Origin of the sequence: Mesorhizobium sp. BR1-1-16, from assembly GCF_020165495.1 — a bacterium.
GTDB lineage: Bacteria > Pseudomonadota > Alphaproteobacteria > Rhizobiales > Kaistiaceae > Kaistia.
This window is the reverse complement of the sequence record NZ_JAIUIE010000009.1, coordinates 1-17,160: the sequence shown is the minus strand read 5'-3', so window position 1 is coordinate 17,160 and position 17,160 is coordinate 1. Positions and strand designations below refer to the sequence as shown.

15 protein-coding genes are annotated in these 17,160 nt (G+C 63.6%); 8 read left to right on the top strand and 7 right to left on the bottom strand.

The window, feature by feature from the left end; translation table 11 throughout:
- Positions 1 to 5: 5 nt before the first annotated feature.
- From LB518_RS17715 to LB518_RS17705, 3 genes are all read right to left on the bottom strand, one after another.
- Positions 6 to 1,067, bottom strand: coding sequence for a LacI family DNA-binding transcriptional regulator (locus LB518_RS17715; RefSeq protein WP_224579024.1), 1,062 nt, complete (start codon positions 1,065 to 1,067; stop codon positions 6 to 8).
- A gap of 117 nt (positions 1,068 to 1,184) precedes the next feature.
- A complete protein-coding gene (locus LB518_RS17710) occupies positions 1,185 to 3,236 on the bottom strand; it encodes a beta-galactosidase trimerization domain-containing protein (protein WP_224579022.1) in 2,052 nt (683 codons plus the stop codon).
- Between the two features lie 254 nt (positions 3,237 to 3,490).
- Positions 3,491 to 4,783: an ABC transporter substrate-binding protein gene (locus tag LB518_RS17705; protein ID WP_224579020.1), complete on the bottom strand. Its 1,293-nt coding sequence runs from the start codon at positions 4,781 to 4,783 to the stop codon at positions 3,491 to 3,493.
- A gap of 196 nt (positions 4,784 to 4,979) precedes the next feature.
- Between LB518_RS17705 and LB518_RS17700 the strand changes: the two genes are divergently transcribed.
- From LB518_RS17700 to LB518_RS17665, 8 genes are all read left to right on the top strand, one after another.
- Positions 4,980 to 6,137 (top strand): enolase C-terminal domain-like protein, encoded by a 1,158-nt coding sequence (locus LB518_RS17700; RefSeq protein WP_224579018.1) that lies wholly within the window; start codon positions 4,980 to 4,982, stop codon positions 6,135 to 6,137.
- 43 nt (positions 6,138 to 6,180) lie between these two features.
- On the top strand, positions 6,181 to 7,467 hold the full coding sequence (locus tag LB518_RS17695; RefSeq protein WP_224579016.1) for an ABC transporter substrate-binding protein: 1,287 nt from the start codon (positions 6,181 to 6,183) through the stop codon (positions 7,465 to 7,467).
- Between the two features lie 73 nt (positions 7,468 to 7,540).
- Positions 7,541 to 8,398 (top strand): carbohydrate ABC transporter permease, encoded by an 858-nt coding sequence (locus LB518_RS17690; protein WP_224579014.1) that lies wholly within the window; start codon positions 7,541 to 7,543, stop codon positions 8,396 to 8,398.
- Between the two features lie 3 nt (positions 8,399 to 8,401).
- Entirely contained in the window at positions 8,402 to 9,238 is an 837-nt protein-coding gene (locus tag LB518_RS17685; protein WP_224579012.1) for a carbohydrate ABC transporter permease, read from the top strand.
- 30 nt (positions 9,239 to 9,268) lie between these two features.
- Positions 9,269 to 10,267 carry an aldo/keto reductase gene (locus tag LB518_RS17680; protein WP_224579010.1) on the top strand — a complete coding sequence of 333 codons (999 nt, stop codon included), beginning with the start codon at positions 9,269 to 9,271 and terminating at the stop codon, positions 10,265 to 10,267.
- Positions 10,264 to 11,097, top strand: coding sequence for an amidohydrolase family protein (locus LB518_RS17675; RefSeq protein ID WP_224579008.1), 834 nt, complete (start codon positions 10,264 to 10,266; stop codon positions 11,095 to 11,097). Before LB518_RS17680 ends, LB518_RS17675 begins: the two co-directional genes overlap by 4 nt.
- Positions 11,098 to 11,242: 145 nt before the next feature.
- Positions 11,243 to 11,929, top strand: coding sequence for a GntR family transcriptional regulator (locus LB518_RS17670; protein ID WP_224579272.1), 687 nt, complete (start codon positions 11,243 to 11,245; stop codon positions 11,927 to 11,929).
- Between the two features lie 12 nt (positions 11,930 to 11,941).
- Positions 11,942 to 12,292, top strand: coding sequence for an L-rhamnose mutarotase (locus tag LB518_RS17665; protein ID WP_224579006.1), 351 nt, complete (start codon positions 11,942 to 11,944; stop codon positions 12,290 to 12,292).
- A gap of 63 nt (positions 12,293 to 12,355) precedes the next feature.
- On the opposite strand, the gene LB518_RS17660 is transcribed toward LB518_RS17665, so the two are convergent.
- The 4 genes from LB518_RS17660 to LB518_RS17645 form a co-directional block, all read right to left on the bottom strand.
- On the bottom strand, positions 12,356 to 13,375 hold the full coding sequence (locus tag LB518_RS17660) for an alpha/beta fold hydrolase (protein WP_224579005.1): 1,020 nt from the start codon (positions 13,373 to 13,375) through the stop codon (positions 12,356 to 12,358).
- A 92-nt stretch (positions 13,376 to 13,467) separates the two neighbouring features.
- Positions 13,468 to 15,249, bottom strand: a complete 1,782-nt coding sequence (locus LB518_RS17655) for a gamma-glutamyltransferase family protein (protein WP_224579003.1) — start codon at positions 15,247 to 15,249, stop codon at positions 13,468 to 13,470.
- Between the two features lie 35 nt (positions 15,250 to 15,284).
- On the bottom strand, positions 15,285 to 16,166 hold the full coding sequence (locus LB518_RS17650) for an ABC transporter permease (RefSeq protein WP_224579002.1): 882 nt from the start codon (positions 16,164 to 16,166) through the stop codon (positions 15,285 to 15,287).
- Positions 16,163 to 17,110 carry an ABC transporter permease gene (locus tag LB518_RS17645; RefSeq protein ID WP_224579000.1) on the bottom strand — a complete coding sequence of 316 codons (948 nt, stop codon included), beginning with the start codon at positions 17,108 to 17,110 and terminating at the stop codon, positions 16,163 to 16,165. The genes LB518_RS17650 and LB518_RS17645 overlap by 4 nt, the downstream gene beginning before the upstream one ends.
- Positions 17,111 to 17,160 lie beyond the last annotated feature (50 nt).

Genomic DNA, 17,160 nt, shown 5'->3' with positions numbered 1-17,160 from the left:
GTCAATCAATCCGCCGACGCTGCGCGTGTCGAGCCGCGCAGGATGATGTCGCATTTGAGCGTGATCGCGCGCGGCGTACGGATCTTGTCCTTGCCAAGCCGTGCCTCGATCAGGCTAGCGATGGATTCTGCAAGGCCGGTGATGGGCTGGGCGATCGACGTGATGCCGGGTTCATAGAGGCGGAACAGCGCCACATCGTCAAAGCTGACCAGCGACAGATCGGCCGGGATGTGCCGGCCGTGATCCTTCATCCAGCTCAGCACGCCGATGGTCATGCCATAGCTGGAAACGAAGATGGCAGTTGGCGGCGTTTCAAGCTGCATGAGCCGGCGCGCGGCTTCATAACCGCTATCGGATCGCCAGTCTCCTTGCGCGACATAAGCAGGATCGACAGCGATTCCGCGGTCGCGCAGCGCCGCCTCATAGCCTTCGAGGCGCTGCCGGGCAGAAGAATCGTGCATCGCACCGACGGCGATGGCGATCCGTTCATGGCCAAGGTCGAGCAAATGGCTGACGGCGCGGTAGCTGGCTTCGCGGTTCTCGATCACGACGCTATCCGAGGCGAGGCCTGCAATCTCGTTGTTGTAGAAGACGACAGGCACGCCGTCGCCGATCAGCTGTTCGATCCTTTTGCGGACCTTGGCGACGCCGTCCATGATCAGCGCGTCGACACGCTGCGCCGCGAAGAAGTCGAGGGCGTCGTAGATCACGCCGGCATCATGATTGTGGCAATAGATGACGAGCGCGCGGCCTGTTTTCCGCAGCAGCCGCGCCAGTTGCTCGACCATCTCGGAGTGGAACTCGTCGAATGTGGGAATGAGCAGACCGATCATATGGGTCGTGTCGGTCTTCATCGCCGCGGCCACTGCATTGCGACGATAGGAGAGCTTCTCGATCGCGGCCTCGATCCGCTGTCGGTTGCCGCCGCGGATCTCGTGTCCGTTCAGAAATCGCGACACCGTTCCGATGGCAACGTCCGCTTCCGAAGCGACGTCGGCGATGGTCGCGGATCGCCGTCTTGTGCCCTCGGGCGGCGGGGCTTCTGCTGGCGGATCTTCGTCGGACATGGGCCCATCGTGCTCTCGTTCCAGCGAATGCGGGACGCCTTCGCTTCCTAGCCGATCACACTGCCCGATCCAAGCGAGGCGGGGCGCCGTTGGTCACGGCGCCCCTCCGAGATGTGATCAGGCGTCCTGAAGGACCAACGCGCTGTGGATATGAAGGCGCGGCAAGGTTACTTCGACGCGTCCATCATCCAGCGTGCGCCAGTCGACATCCGCCCCCGTCAGCGCGTCATAGACCCGCGACGGAGGCTGGGCGAGGCGCAGGCTCGCCGTGACCGGACCGATGGCCGGAACGTCCTCAATCATTTCGAGGACGCGCGTCGAGCCAGCCTCGGTCGGGATCGCCTTGCCTCGCACCTGAGGCGCGCCATAGAGCAGATGGAGAACGTGGCGGCCTTCGGCATGCTGCCGCGTCAGCGTGGCCCGGGCGCCCGACGGCAGATCGGTCGTGAGGACCGCATCGGGCATCAAGCGGCGGATCAGGCCGCGGATGATGTACTTGTAAAGCGGCTGGCCATAGGCGTGGTACATCTCGAAGATCGGGAAGGCCACATAACCGATGCCGCGATATTCCGTGACACCCGCGCCGATGGTTCCGGCACTCGGATCATCGGGCGTGTGCTGGTGCGAGCAGAAGTGCCTGTAGCTGCGGTTGAAATAGGACGGCACGATCGAGGCGAGCACGGTCGCCTCGCCGCTGACGATTGTCTGACCCGTGCCATACATCACGAAGGGTGACTGCGGCAGGCTTGCATCCAGCGCGTCCGGATCGGCGCGAAGATAGGATGGGTTGAAGGCCACAGGCCCCTTGGCTGCTTCGAGGCCGAGATCGAGCGCAAAGCCGTCGGCGTTGAGGCCAGACGTTCCCGACAGGATCAGCTTGCCGCCCTTTGCGACATAGGAGTCGAGCCGCGCCGCCAATTCAGAGTCGATGGTGATCGAATCGGGCAGGATCACGAGACGATAGGGATCGAAGGATGCCGTGCCGTCGATGACGTCGAAGGGCAGCTTCAATTCCTGCAGCATCTGGGCTGCGCCGTCATCGCTGCCATTGTTGCGGTCGCCATTCGGATGGAAATACTCGGCCGCGAGGATTGCGACTTCCGACAACTGCTTGGCGCCCTTCAGGAAAGGCTCGAGCCGTTCCAGCCGCTCATAGGCCGGCGCGATCGACTTGTAGGTGTCGTGGTTGATGGCGCCGTTCGGATGCAACTGGTCGCCGACCAGGCATTTCGCGCCGAGTGCAGCCATCTGGCCGATCTCATAGACCAGCGCTTCGGGATGTTTGAAGCCGCCGAACTCGCCCCATGCGGTGTGAAACTTGCCCGTCTGGCCGAGGAAATCGAAGCCGAGCGTGGCGGCGTAGCGGGCGCTCGAAGGGAAGTGATCATAGCCCCAGCCGCCGGTCGGCAGGCTCTCGAGCTCGAGATGGCTATATGTCTCGAAGCGGTGACGTCCCATCTTGTGAATGTGGCCGCAATTGTAGAAGACGCGCAGCTCCGGATATTCGGCGAACAAGGCATCGGAGACGTAGCGGCGAAACGCTTCGTTGACGGCCTCGTCGTTCTTCATCCGGTCGGCCGGGTTCTCGGGGTCCAGACCTTCGGCAATCATGCTGTCGATGCAGTTCTGGCAGACACAGCCAGGGGTCATCACGATGTCGAAGAACAGACCCTGCGTCTTGTAGTTGGCGGCCACCTCGCGTGCCTGATCGAGGATATAGTCCTTCGCGCCCTGATGGTTGAGGCAGATCGTATGCCAGGCGGGGCTCAGCTGTTTCAGGCTCGATGGGTCGGTAGCCTTGGCCCGCGAGTAGCTGTTGGTCGCACTGATCACGCGCCATTCCGGATGCTCGCGCGCCGAGAGCTCATCCCATTGCACCGAGATATAGACCGGCGTCTCGATATCGGCAGCGGCGCAGGCGGCGATCATCTCGCCCATCAGGTCGGGGCGCGCGAGGTTCGGATGCGGCTTGCCAACTTTCGTCGGGTAATAGGACCAGCCGTGATGGCACTTGGCGAAGACGGTGATCGAATCGACATGTGCCGCCTTCAGCGTCGCCACGAAGTCCTCGGCGTCGAATGCGGCGCCGACATCTGGAATATGCTCCGAGGTATGAAAGTCGAGATGGATCTGGCGATAGCGTAGCGGTTTGAATGTCATCTCAGGCATCATAGCTCCTTGGGAACGGTTGCCGGCGGTGGGACGATTGCGGTGTCGGCAGAGAGTGCGAACAAGAGGGCAGCGCGAGCGGGCGGCGGGGATCTACCCGCTATCTGGCCCGCCGTGACGAGCCGCTGAAACGGCGTGTCGCCATCATATCGAAATGAAAAGACCGGGCGGCCGGATCAGCCGACCGCCCGGTAGTGGCACCGCCTGGCGCAGGGAGGAGATGCGACAGGCGGGCCTAAGCGCCGACCGCTGGCTTAGTAGACGGTCGCGGCCTTGGCCTCGAGCGCTGCCATCACCGCATCGATCGTGGCATCGCTCGGGTTCTGCAGGAACTTCTGCAGCTGGACGCGATACTCGTCGACGAGGTCGCCGGGCAACAGATCGCCGAGCACGAACTGGACCTTCGCGTTGGCGACATTGTCGACGGCGATCTTGGTGACGGGGCCGTAGAGCGACTGGTCGACCTTGCTGCTCGGCGACGCCAAGCCATGCTTGGCGACAATATCAGCCGCCTCCGCCGTGCCGAGCCAACCGAGGAAGGCATCGGCCGCGGCCGGGTTGTCGCCCGAGCTCAAGCCGACGAATTCCTTCGAGTCGACGCTCGACGTGTCGTCATGGCCGGCACCCATCGCCGGGAACTGGAAGAGCGAATAATCGACGCCTTCCTTCAAACCGAAGTCGGACTGAGCCATTCCGTTGACCCACATGCCGATCAGCTCATAGCCGGACGTCGCAGCCCGCAGCACGTTGTTGGCAGCATTGTCCCAATCGGTCGCGAGCATGACGGTGGGGTCGCCGCAGCAGCCGGCCTTAAGCAGCTCGGCATATTTCTGGAGCGTCGTCTTGACGATCGGATCGGTCCAGGGGATTTCGTGCCGCGCCAACTTGGCTGCCGCATCGGCGCCGGCCGTGCGCAGGAGGATGCTCTCGAACCATTCGGTCTGAGCCCAGACTTTCGCCGGCACCGCGATCGGGGTCACGCCGACGGCGTTCAGCTTGGGGAAGCTGGCCTTGAGTTCGTCCCAGGTCTTCGGCGCTGCGTCGACGCCGGCCTTCTTCAGCGTGTCGGGCCGGAAGAAGATGCCGCTGCGATCACCAAACGTGTAGGTCACGCCATAAGTCACGCCGTCGATCTGGCCGAGCTGGCGCCAGGTGTCGGGGATGTTGTCGCCCCATTTGCCTTCATCCCACTGCTTGTCGAGCGGGCGCAGCATGTTGGCGTCGGCCAGTTCCTTGCGGAAGGCCGGCCAGGTGTTGGTGAGAAGATCCGCCTTCTGGCCGCCGATCAGGGCGGTACGAATGGCACCGCGCTGATCGCCCGACACGGTCAGGTTGATGTTGCGGAATTTCACGCCCGGGTTCTTGGCCATGAAGGCGTCTTCGAGGTCCTGAAGGACCTGAAACTGCGAGCCGGTTTCCCAATTCAGGAACACCAGTTCGCCGCTTACCTCCTGCGCATATGCCAGTGGCGACAGCGCCGTCGCGGCGACGAGGCCTACCATGACTGCGCCGGCTCTTTGGCCGATCGCGCGTTTCGTAACTCTCATTGTCGTTCCTCCTTGAAAAAAGGCGAGGGCGCTGGTCCCCCAGGCCCTCATGATGAAACGTTATCAACTAACTTGCCGATTGTGAAGGGTGGCGCCCCTGTCCGCGTGTGCCTGCGGCTCGAACGAGAACAGCGGGATTGACAGGACTGGTGCTTTGGGATTTGATTTTATATCAAATCTTGAGAGGGCCAATTCCTTGTCAATCATCCGAAAGATCGAACTCCTGGAGTTCACCTACCCGGTGGAGAATGTCGGTCCGGCTGAAAACGGGTTCGACACGGTTTATGTGCCGAACCGCACGGGCCGGCTTTCGTCGATGGCGACGCGGATCGAGACATCGGATGGCGTCGTTGGCGAATATGTCGGCGGAATGAACCTTGCGTTCCGCCAATCGGCCTATATCGCGCAGCGGCTCCTGGGGCGGGATGCTTTTCACCGCCTCGAAATCTACGAGGAAAGCAAACGCGCGCTGCGCAAGTTCGACAAGATGGGCGTGGGTGTGCTGGACATCGCGCTCTGGGACTGGGCTGGCAAGCGATTGGAGACCTCGGTCGCCAATCTGATCGGCGCCAGCCGCCAGCGTATTCCCGCCTATGCCAGCACCTATCACGGCGATCGCAATGGCGGCCTTTCAAGCCCCGCGGACTTCGCCGATTTCGCAGAACACTGCCGTAGCCTCGGCTATCGGGCCTTCAAGATGCATGGCTGGGGCGAGGGCATCGTCGAGGAGGAGGTGGCGTCGATCCACCTCCTGCGTGAGCGCCTTGGGCCGGACATGAAGCTCATGCTCGATCCGGCCAGCCATCTTCGCACCTTTGCCGATGCGCTCGCCGTTGGCCGGGCCTGCGACGAAGCCAAATTCTTCTGGCTCGAAGATCCGTTCCGCGATACCGGCGTCTCGCAGTCGGCGCACCGTCTCCTGCGCGAGCGCATCGCGACGCCGCTCCTGATCGGCGAACATGTTCGCGGTCTCGAGAACAAGGCCGATTTCGCAGTGTCCGGCGCCAGCGACTTCGTGCGCGTCAATCCCGACTACGACATGGGAATCACCGGCGCGCTCAAAGTCGGGCAGATGGCGGAATCGCTCGGGCTGGACGTCGAAGTGCATTCGTCCGGGCCGGCACATCGCCACTGCGTCGCCGCGTTCCGCAACACCAATTTCTATGAACTGGCGCTGGTCGGGCCGAAATGCGGCTCGTCCAAGCCCGGCGTCTACACCTGCGGCTATTCGGACGCCCTGGAGGCCATCGGGGAGGATGGCCAGCTCCCGGTGCCGACCGGAAACGGGCTCGGCGTCGATTATGACTGGGAGTTCATCCGCAAGAACACCACCAATTCTGTGGTCTTCGAATAATCACAAGGCTCGCAGCGACGAGCCGCCCCCGGGAGGAGAAGCCATGTTCAAGAGGATCGCACTACTGTCGACGATCACGTCGCTCGCATTGGCGGCCGGCGCGTCGTTGGCTTTCGCAGCGGACAAGACGCTGGTGGTCTGGGACTTCAAGTCCACTGACCCGCTCGTCAAACCCTATTTCGATTTCGTTAAGGAGACCTTCGAGAAGGCGCATCCGGGCGTCGTCATCAAGCAGATCGCGCAGCCAGCCGACAGCTATTACACGGTGCTCGGAACAGCCATCAACGCCAAGCAAGGGCCAGATGTGGCCCTCCTGCATGGCGGCAACCAGGCGCTCGACCGCGCCGACGCCTTTGTGCCGCTCAAGGACGAGGTGGCTGATGTCGTGCCGAAACTCGCCGGTCTGCCGGCCTTTCTGCGCAGCGACGGCGCCTATGTGGCGCTGCCTCTGACCGTGCAGGGCGCGGTCTACTACATGAACAAGGAGGTCCTGCGCGAAGCGGGGCTGGATGCCGACATGGTCCCGCAGACTTGGGAAGACTTCACGGCGGTCTGCGAGGCGATCAAGAGCAAGACCAAGGCCTCCTGCCTGACGATCGGCAACAAGGACGGCGTCGACTTCATCAACGTCATCGCCGCGATCGCCGAGGGTACCTGGTCCAAGGAGACGCGGGCCAAGTTCATCGCGCATGACCTCAGCTGGACGAGCGACGATATGCGCGCCGTATTCCAGACGATGCAGACGATGATCGACAAGGGCTGGCTGGAGAAGGGCGCGAATTCCTATTCCCCCTATACGGACGCCGTGAACATCTTCGCCGGCGCGCGGACCGGGCTCATTCTCGGGCTCATCTCTGACGCGCCAAATTCATGGAAGAACGTCGAGGACCTCGCCGGCAGTGGCGAAGTGGGCGTTGCAATGCCGGTCGCGATCGGCCAGACGCCCGAGCAGAAGCCGAACCGGCTCGAGGTCGATGGCGGCATCGGCTTTGGCATCACGAGCTGGAGCCAGAACAAGGACCTTGCCGTCGACTATATCAAGACGGCGGTATCGCCAGAGGCGGCTGCGGTCCTCATGGAAACAGCAGGTGGGCTGCCGAGTAACGAAGCGGTGGACGTCAGCACGATCGATTCGCCTGCTGCGAAGGAGATCATCCGGTTGCTCAATTGCTGCACCGACGACAAGCGCATCAAATCCTATTACGGGGTTGCCGAGCGGCGCGAGTTGCAGCGGCTTGGCCAGTTGCTGCTGACGGGCGACACGACCGTCGACCAGGTGCTGCAGAGCCTCGAAAGCGTGCGGCAGGCGGAGATTGCCCGCGCCAAATAGCCGGGCAGGGGGATGCTGCGTCGCGGCATCCCCGATCCGCTCTTCCAGTGTTCCCGAGCCCGGAGCCGTTCGCATGCGAAACGAGCGCGTGGTTGCCTATCTGTTTGTCCTGCCGGCGCTGGGTCTCTTCCTGGTCTTTCGCTTCTTTCCGCTTGTTGCGGGGTCTGTCTATGCCTTTACGGACTGGAATGGCATTGCCGATGCCCGCTGGATCGGACTCGCCAATTTTCGTGAGCTGATTTTCGATCCCGTCTTCCGCGACACGATGAGGAACACAGCCTGGGTGATCCTGTCGCTGCCGATCTGGGTTGGCCTGCCGCTGCTCCTCGCGGTGTTCATTCATCTCGGCGTGCCGGGGGCGCCCTTCTTCAGGGCCGCGTATTTCTTCCCGATCGTGCTCAGCTCCATCATCATCGGCACGATGTTCAGCATCATCATGCGGTTCGACGGCAGCTTGAACCAGTTGTTCATCCTGCTTGGGCTGGAGCCGGTCGATTGGCTCGGCGACCAGAGATTTGCGCTGATCTCGGTCGTGAGCGTCGCCATCTGGGCTCATTTCGGGATGAACGTCCTGATCTTCCTGTCGGGGCTTTCGGCCGTACCGCCCGAGATCATCGATGCGGCCCGCGTCGATGGCGCCAATCTCTGGCAGGTGATCTTCCGCATTATCATCCCGATGCTGCGCCCGATCGTCGAGTTCGTGGCGGTGATCACGATGATCACGGTCGTCACCTCGATGTTTGGCCTCATCTACATCATGACGGGCGGTGGCCCCGGCACCGCGACCTACATGCCCGAATTCCTCATCTGGCTGATGCAGGGCGAATCCAACCGGCTCGGCTATGCCGCCGCGATGAGCATCGTCCTGTTCGCCTTCGTCGGATGCATCGGCGTGGTCCAAATCCGCATGATGCGGCGTGAGTGGGAGTAGGGGATGCGCCTCGCACAGAAACGATCGGAGCGCATCGGGCTTTGGCTGGTCAGCGCCTTCATGCTGATCCTCGCCGCCAGCACGATCTATCCGATCTTCTTCACCATCAGCACCGCGCTGAAGTCGACGCGCGAATTCATCCGGCACGGCTTCTCGATCCCGACCGCACCGACATTCGAGAAGTTCGTCACCGCCTGGACCACCATCAAGCTCGACGCCTATTTCATGAATTCCGCCATCGTCACGGTGATCGGCGTCACGCTGGTGCTTCTCGTCTCGTCGCTCGCCGGCTATGCGCTGGCGCAGATGCGCTTCCGCTTCCGCAAGGCGATCTATTTCTTCCTGCTCTCGGGACTGATGATCCCGGTTCAGGTCGTCATGGTGCCGCTGTTCCGCATCATCGTCGAACTCGGCATGCTGAACTCGCGGGTCGGGCTCGGCATCCTCTACGGCGCCTTCTTCTCGCCGTTCGGCATCTATCTGACCTCGTCCTACTTCGCGTCCATCCCGCGCGAGCTCAGCGAAGCGGCCAAGGTCGATGGCGCCTCCTATTGGCAGATCTACCGCCTCATCATGCTGCCGCTCGCGCGCCCCGTCCTGATCACGCTCGGCATCCTGACGACGCTGAGCTGCTGGAACGATGTGCTGCTGTCCTTGCTGGTGCTGCAGGACGACAGGACGCTGATGGTCGGGATCGCGTCGCTCCGCGGCGAATATGGCGCCGATATCCCGCTCGTCGCGGCCTGCGTCGTCATCGGCGCTGCACCCGTCATTGCGATTTTCCTGATCTTCCAGAAGAAGATCCTCGGCGGCATCATGGTCGGCTCGGTCAAGGGATGAAGCCATGGTGCAGTGTTTGGAATTGATGGCATGACGGCGATGGAAAGGCGGCAGATCGGCGGAACGGCGCTCTCCGTCAGCGTCCTCGGCCTTGGCGCTGCGCCGCTCGGCGGCCTTTACCAGCCGTCCTCGGCGGAGCAGGCAATCGAGACCGTGCAAGCGGCCGCCGCCGCTGGCATCGATCTCTTCGATGTCGCGCCGCATTATGGGCAGGGCCTTGCCGAGCAGCGCCTCGGCGTCGGGCTCGCAACGCTGCGTGATAAGGATTTCACCCTTTCAACCAAAGTCGGCCGGCTGCTCGATGCGGCACCGGCGGCGCCATCGCAGCCCAACTGGCCCGAGGCACTGCCATTCTCGACTCTCTATGACGCCTCGCGGGCCGGCATTCTCCGGTCGGTCGAGGATAGTCGCCACCGCCTTGGCGAGCTGGCACCCGCCATGCTCTTCCTGCACGATCCTGATCGCCAGGCGAGCGGCGCGGCGCTCGCGGAGATGATCGCGGAGGCCTACCGGACGCTGGCGGACCTTCGCGCGGAGGGCCTGGTTTCGGCCATCGGCATCGGCGTCAACGCAGCCGAGCCCTGCCGGATGGCGCTCGACACCGGCGACTGGGACTGCTTCCTGCTTGCCGGTACCTATTCCGTCCTGCGGCAAGATGATGACGGCCTGCTTGATCTCTGTGAGCGACGTGGCGTCTCCGTCCTGATTGGCGGCCCGTATATGTCCGGCGCTCTCGCGGGCGGGGCGACCTGGCGCTACCGGCCGATCCCGCCCGACATCGCTGCCGACATTGCCCGGCTCCGGGCTGTCTGCGCGCGGAATGGCGTCCCGGTGGAGGCTGCGGCGCTGCAGTTCCCCCTGCGCCATCCGGCTGTCGCCGCCGTGCTGGTCGGCATGCGCTCTGCCGACGAAGTCGAGCGCAATGTCGCTTTTCTCCAGCGCGACATCCCGCACTCGCTGTGGGCCGACCTCGCGGCTGAGGGCCTGATCACCGACGCCGTCCGTCCACCGATTGAGGCCTCGTCATGATCATCGATGCGCACCAGCATTTCTGGCGCCTGTCGCGCGGTGACTACAGCTTTCCGGTGCCGCAGGATTCCGTCCTCTACCGCGATTTCGAGCCCGCGCAGTTGAAGCCGCAGCTTGACCAATCGGGCGTCTCGACCACGATCCTGGTTCAGGCGACGGATACGCTGGAGGAAACCGGCTTCCTGCTGCGGCTTGCCGCCGAGACGCCTTTCGTCGCCGGCGTTGTCGGCTGGTGGGATCCGCATATCGACGGCGGCCCGTCGCGCCTGCTGGCGCTGCCCCATGCCGAATGGCTGGTCGGTGTGCGGCCGATGCTGCAGAAATATGATGATCTCGCCTGGCTCCTGATGGACGAGGCGCTGCAAGAACTCTCCGAGATCGGGTCGAGCGGCCTCGCCTTCGATGCGCTGGTGGATGCGCGGCATCTGGACGGCATCGATGCCCTGTGCAGGGCGCTGCCGCAGCTGCGCGTCGTCATCGACCATATGGGCAAGCCCTGGCGACATCCGGCGCTGTTCCCCCGTTGGGAAGCCGGCATGCAGGCGCTTTCCCGGCACGCCAATTGTTTCGTCAAGCTGTCGGGGTATCCCTTCGCTCATCGAGCGCCCGATCCGCAGGCTGATCTCCAGGCGCTCTTCACGCGCCTCAGAAACTGGTACGGCGCCGAGCGGCTAATCTGGGGAAGCGACTGGCCGGTCGCCGAGCGGGAAGGCGGCTATGCGAGCGCTTTTGCCGGCATGAAGGCGCTGGTGGCCGCCGCCGAGCAGCAGTCCATCTTTCGTGATAATGCGGCCGCCTTCTATCGGCTGAGCCAGAGCGAGAAATCCTGATGATTGCTTTGGACGCGCGTATCGGAGACCGTCGCATCGGGGATGGATATCGAAGCGCTCGATTTGACCCGATGTCCCCTCAGATCCGAACCATAGCCCAAGCTGAGGCTAGAACAATCGCGAGAGATCCAAGGTGACCGACACGATGCTCACCCAGACCGCATCCCCGGCTAGCGCAAGCGGCGAAGGGCTCGGCGGCACGTCGTATCGCAGGGTCCATAAGGCGATCCTGGCGGATATCGTCAACGGGGTCTATTCGCCCGGCGCCCGCCTCAAAGTGGCCGAGCTCTCGAAGCGCTACGGCTTGAGCCCGATGCCGATCCGCGAGGCGCTGCAGCAGTTGCAGGGCGAGGGCTTCGTCATCATGTCGCCGAACCGCGGCGCCAGCGTCCGGCCCATCGACCGCAGGTTCGTTGCCGACATCTATGAGGTCCGGAGCGCGCTCTACACGATCATCTATAGCGATGCGATCAAGGGCGCCGACGCTGCGTTGGACGAAGCGCTCGTCGCGATCCAGAAGCGCTTCGACGCCCTGGTTGAGCGTGGGGATATCGCCGCCTGCCACGAGCAGAACCGGTTGCTGCATGCAACCATAGAGGCGCTCTGCCGCAATCGGGAAGTCGCCAACCTGATTGCGCGCTACAGCAACCTGACCAGTTCGCTGCGTGACGTCTTCGGCTACAACCTCGACCGCCTCAGCCAAATCTCTGAAGAGCACTGGATGATCATTGAAGCGATCCGCGCGCGCGATGCTGGCAAAGCCATCGCGGCCGCGCAGCACCATGTGCGCCGCGCCTTCGAAAACATGAGCCAATACATACCGGAAAACTAAGGGAGGCTCGCCATGACCTCGGAACGCGAATCCGTTCTTCGTGTCGGCGCGGTGGTCGGAATACGGCCCGAAACCATCGAAACCTATTGCGATCTGCACGCCAATCCGTGGCCCGAGGTTCAGGCGGCGACGAGCCGCGCCGGCATATCCAATTATTCGATCTTCCTGATGCCGGAGAAGAACCTCCTGTTCTCCTACTACGAGTACAGGGGAGCTGACCGGGCCGCAGACGCTCGTGAACTGGCGCAGAACCCGGTCATGAAGGACTGGTGGGCCCTGTGCAGGCCCTGCCAGGTTCCGCTGGTGACGGTTGAGGGCAGCCGCCGCTGGACCGATCTCCGGCCGATCTTCTTCCAGAAATAGCGGCGCGCCGGCCGAAGAACACATCTCTGCAGAACATCCCCGGCTCGGCTTGCGGTGCCGGTGTCAAACCGGCCGATCGAGCCAGTCCAGAACGGCATTCCTCAGAAAGGCCAAATCGGGGGGATTGTTCTCCGGCGCGCCGGCGACATGTCCCCAAATGCTGGGGATCGGCCGCAGCTCGCTCCGGGCGAGGTGCGGCACGTCGAGGGCGTTGTCATCCGGCGGGAAATACATGTCGGTACGCCCCGGCAACAGCAATATGCTGGCCTCGATGGCGTTCAGCGCCTTGACCAGATCGCCGCCATAGAGGTCGTTGTCGCTGATATCGCCATTCAGCCAGGTCAGCCCCTGTGCGTGGAGGTTGGCGGCGCCGGCTGCGATGAAATCCGGCGCCCATTTATTGGTGAGGAAATCCTCGAGGTCGGTCGCGCCGGTCGCACTCAGATGCAGGTCCTGGCGATACCAGGAATGGCTCATGGCCCAGCCGGCATAGATCCGCGCGAAGGTACGCAGCGCCTTGGCGGGCTCGGACGCGTAGCGGATGCCGCCAAGATATTCCGGCGCCGCTTCCAACGCTGCGAACAACGAGAGCAGGAACACCTTGTTGTGCGTCGAGGTGCGGGCGCTGCCAGCGACGATGATGGCGCGCTCCACAGCATCGGGATAGAGCGCCGCCCAGTGATAGGCCTGCTGCGCACCCATCGAGAAGCCATAGACGGCCGCGATACGGTCGATGCCGAACTGCTCCGACAAGAACCGCCTCTGGGCGCGGACATTGTCGGTGGCGGTGACTAGGTTCGGATAGTCCGGCGTGTTCGACGGGCTCGACGATAGTCCGTTGCCGAACATGTCAGGCGTGACGATGAACCAGCGGCTGGGGTCCAGCACCTTGTCGGGGGCGATCAGCCATTCCTGGTCGCTGTGCTTGGCGGTGTAGCTGGTGGGATAGACGATGACATTGTCGCGCGACGGCGACAGCGTACCGTAGCTCTTCCAGCTCAAGGTCGCGTCGGGCAACACCTCGCCCGATTGCAGCTTGAGATCGCCGAGGGCAAAACGCCCGGTTTCGGTGGGGATGGTCATCTAGCGCTCCGTTCAGGATAATCCCCGGACCGGCCATGACGGCCTCGGGAGGCATCAGCGTCGGCCGATCGATTGGCGATATTGGTCATGTCTCATCGCCCGATCGCATAGGCCTGTTGCAGGCGCGTGGTCGCTCCGGCCCGCAACACGCCGGAAGCGTCGCGCTCTGCAGCGGTCAGGCGTCCGACGGTCTGCGGGTCGGCTACGGTCAGGCGATGCCCGCGGGCGCGCAATTCGGCGAGCGTTGCTTCCCCGATGTCGCGTTCGATCATCAGGCTCGCCGGGTCGGAGGTACGCGGATAGAAGGAGGCCGGGAAATGCGCGGTGTGGAAGGCGGGGGCCTCGATCGCGTCCTGCAGGTTGAGACCGTGGTGAACGTGGCGCAGGAACATCGGCAGCTGCCACTGCTCCTGCTGGTCGCCGCCAGGCGTGCCGAAGATCATTGCCGGCACGCCGTTCTTGAGCGCGAGCGAGGGGGTGAGGGTGGTGCGCGGCCGCCGGCCCGGCGCGAGCGAACTCGCCAATCCCTCGGTCAACCAGAACATCTGGGCGCGCGAGTTGAGGCAGAAGCCGAGTTCCGGGATGACCGGCGAGGACTGCAGCCACCCGCCCGACGGCGTGACCGACACCATGTTGCCCTCTTCGTCGATGACGTCGAGGTGAACCGTGTCGCCGCGTCGCTCCGTGAGATGCTCCATGGTCGGCTCGTAGACGGCGCCGCCGCTCATTGGCGCGAGCATGGCCATGGTCCGTGCGACGAGATCTTCATAGCCGGGGATGACACCCGGCCGCAGTTCCGCCGAGGCCCGCCCGCTGATTAGCCGGGCACGCTCGCGTGCATAGTCGGACGACAGCAAATGCGCGAGCGGGACATCGATGGCGGCTGGATCGCCGTAATAGACCTCGCGATCGGCGAAGGCGAGCTTCTCTGCTTCGATGACCGTGTGGACGAAGTCCGGCCCGTTCGGGTCCATCGCCGCGAGATCGAATTCCTCAAGGATCGCCAGCGCCTCGAGGAAGACCGGTCCCTGTCCCCACGGTCCGGTCTTGGCGATCATCCAGTCGTGATATCGGCCGATCGCCGGTGCCTCGATCGTGGCGCGCCACGCTGCCATGTCGGCGCCGGTGAGGACGCCTTTATGCCGCTGGCCGCTTTCATCCATCAGCGCCGTGTCGCGAACGAAGCGATCCACCGCCTCGGCAACGAAGCCCGAGTAAAAGGCCTCGCGCGCGCCTTCGATCTGCGCCTCCCGGCCGCGCCGCGACTCGGCCTCGTCGAGCAGCCGGCGCCATGTCCGTGCCAGTGCCGGGTTGGTGAATTTCGACCAGGGCGCCGGCGCCTTCCCGCCCGGCAACCAGGTGTCGAACGAGGTCGGCCATTCCTCGCGGAAGAATTCGCCGAGATCAGCGATGGTCGTGGCGACGCGCGGTAGCATCGGATGGCCGTTTTCCGCGTAGCGGAGGGCTGGGGAGAGCACATCGCGGAGCGACAGCCGGCCATAATCGCGCAGCATCAGCATCCAGCCGCCGAACGAGCCGGGAATGACCGTCGCCAGAAGTCCGTTGCCCGGGATCCGATCGAGCCCTTCGGCTCGATAATGAGCGATGGAAGCGGCGGCCGGCGCCGGCCCCTGGCCGCAGATCACCTCAACCTTGTCCGTCTTCTTCGAATAGAACACCGCCGGCATGTCGCCGCCGGGGCCGTTGAGATGAGGCTCGAGGACCTGGAGGACCAGGCCCGTCGCGACGGCCGCGTCGAAGGCGTTGCCGCCCTTTTCCAGCATGCTCATCCCGACCGCCGAAGCGATCCAGTGTGACGAGGCGACGACCCCGAACGTTCCTACGATTTGCTGGCGTGGCGAATTGGCGGCCATCTCGCTTACTCCCTTTGTCGAAATTGTCTTTGTATTCACTCGGTTTCGCGTGGATCGAGCGCGTCGCGCAGGCCGTCGCCCAGGAGGTTGAAGCCGATCACCACCAGGAAGATCGCGACCCCGGGCCAGACCGCCATCCACGTTGCCTGTTCGAGGAAGTTCTTGGCGGTGTTGAGCATCGAGCCCCAGCTGGGGGCAGGCGGCTGCTGGCCGAGGCCGAGAAAGGACAGGCTCGCCTCGGCGATGATCGCCACCGCAATGCTCAGGGTCGATTGCACCAGGATTGCCGAAAAGACGTTGGGCAGGATGTAGCGCGTGATGATGCGGAAATGGCCGAGCCCGATGGCCCGCGCGCCCTCCACATAATCCTCGGTCTTGACCGCCAGCACCTGGCCGCGCGTGACGCGGATGAAGATCGGCATCGCCGACACGCCAATGGCGATCATCGCATTGGTGAGGCTCGGGCCGAGGAAGGCGGCGAGCGCGATCGCCAGGATCAGGAACGGCGTCGCGAGCAGAGCGTCGGTCACGCGCGAGACGATCTGATCGATCCAGCCGCCGAAATAGCCCGCGACCAGGCCAGTCGGCACGGCGATCACGATGGTGATCATCACCGAGACGACGCCGGCGAGGAGGGAGGCCTGCGCGCCCCAGATCATGCGCGACAGCTCGTCCCGCCCAAGGTCGTCCGTGCCCAGCCAGTGCATCAGCGATGGCGGCTTGCGGATGGCGCCCCAGTCCGTGGCGGTGGGGCTCGGGATCGGCAGGACCGGGGCGAGGACGGCGACCAGCACGAAGAAGAAGACGATGCCGAAGCCGAACAGCGCACTTTTGTGCGACCTCAGCTTCCTCCACGCGCGATTGGGGCTGCGCGGCGTCGCCGTGCTTTCGAGGCTGCCCGCCGTGATGCTGGTCATAGCGAGCCCTTCAGGCGTGGATTGAGCAGGATATAAGCGACGTCGGCGATGAGGTTCATGAAGATGAACATCACGCCCGTGCAGAGCACGACGCCCTGCACGACCGCATAGTCGCGGTTGAACACCGCATCGACGATCAGCTTGCCGAAGCCGGGGATGGTGAAGACCTGCTCCGTCAAAACGGCGCCGGCGAGCAACTCACCGAAGATCAGTGCCGCGACCGTGACAACCGGGATCAGAGCGTTGCGGAAGGCGTGCTTGAGTACGACCACATATTCCTTGAGCCCCTTGGCGCGCGCTGTACGCACATAGTCGGTCTTGAGCACGGTGAGCATCGCCGAGCGGGCATGGCGCATGAAGGCGGAGGCGATCATCGCGCCTAGCGCCAGCGACGGCATGATCATCGTTCTGAGCGACTGGATCGGATCGTCGAACAAGGACACGTAGCCCGAGGCCGGCAACCAGCCGAGCTTCACGGAAAACAGCAGGATCATCATGATCCCGAGCCAGAAATTGGGGATCGATAGCCCCGAAAGGGCAACGATGTTGGCGACGTAATCGGTGACCGTGCCCTTCTTGACCGCCGACAGGATGCCGGCCGGAATGCCGATGACCAGCGCGAGGACCATCGACATCACCGCAAGCTGGATGGTGATCGGCAGTTTCTGGCCGATCAGAGTCAGCACCGGCTGGCTGGTGCGCAGCGACATGCCGAAATCGCCATGCAGCATGTCCTTGACCCAATAGACATATTGGGTCGGGATCGGCTCCATGAGGTGATACTTCGCCCGGTAATATGCGATGGCCGCAGGGTCGCGCTGCTCGCCTGCCATGATCAGCGCCGGATCGCCCGGCAGCAGCTTCTGCAGCGAGAACACGAACATCGAGATCAGAATGATCGTCGGCACGGCGATCAACAGACGCTTGACGATGTAGCGGACCATGGATGTCGCTCCGGAACGTCGGAAGGGAGACGGGGGACCCCGGCCGAAGC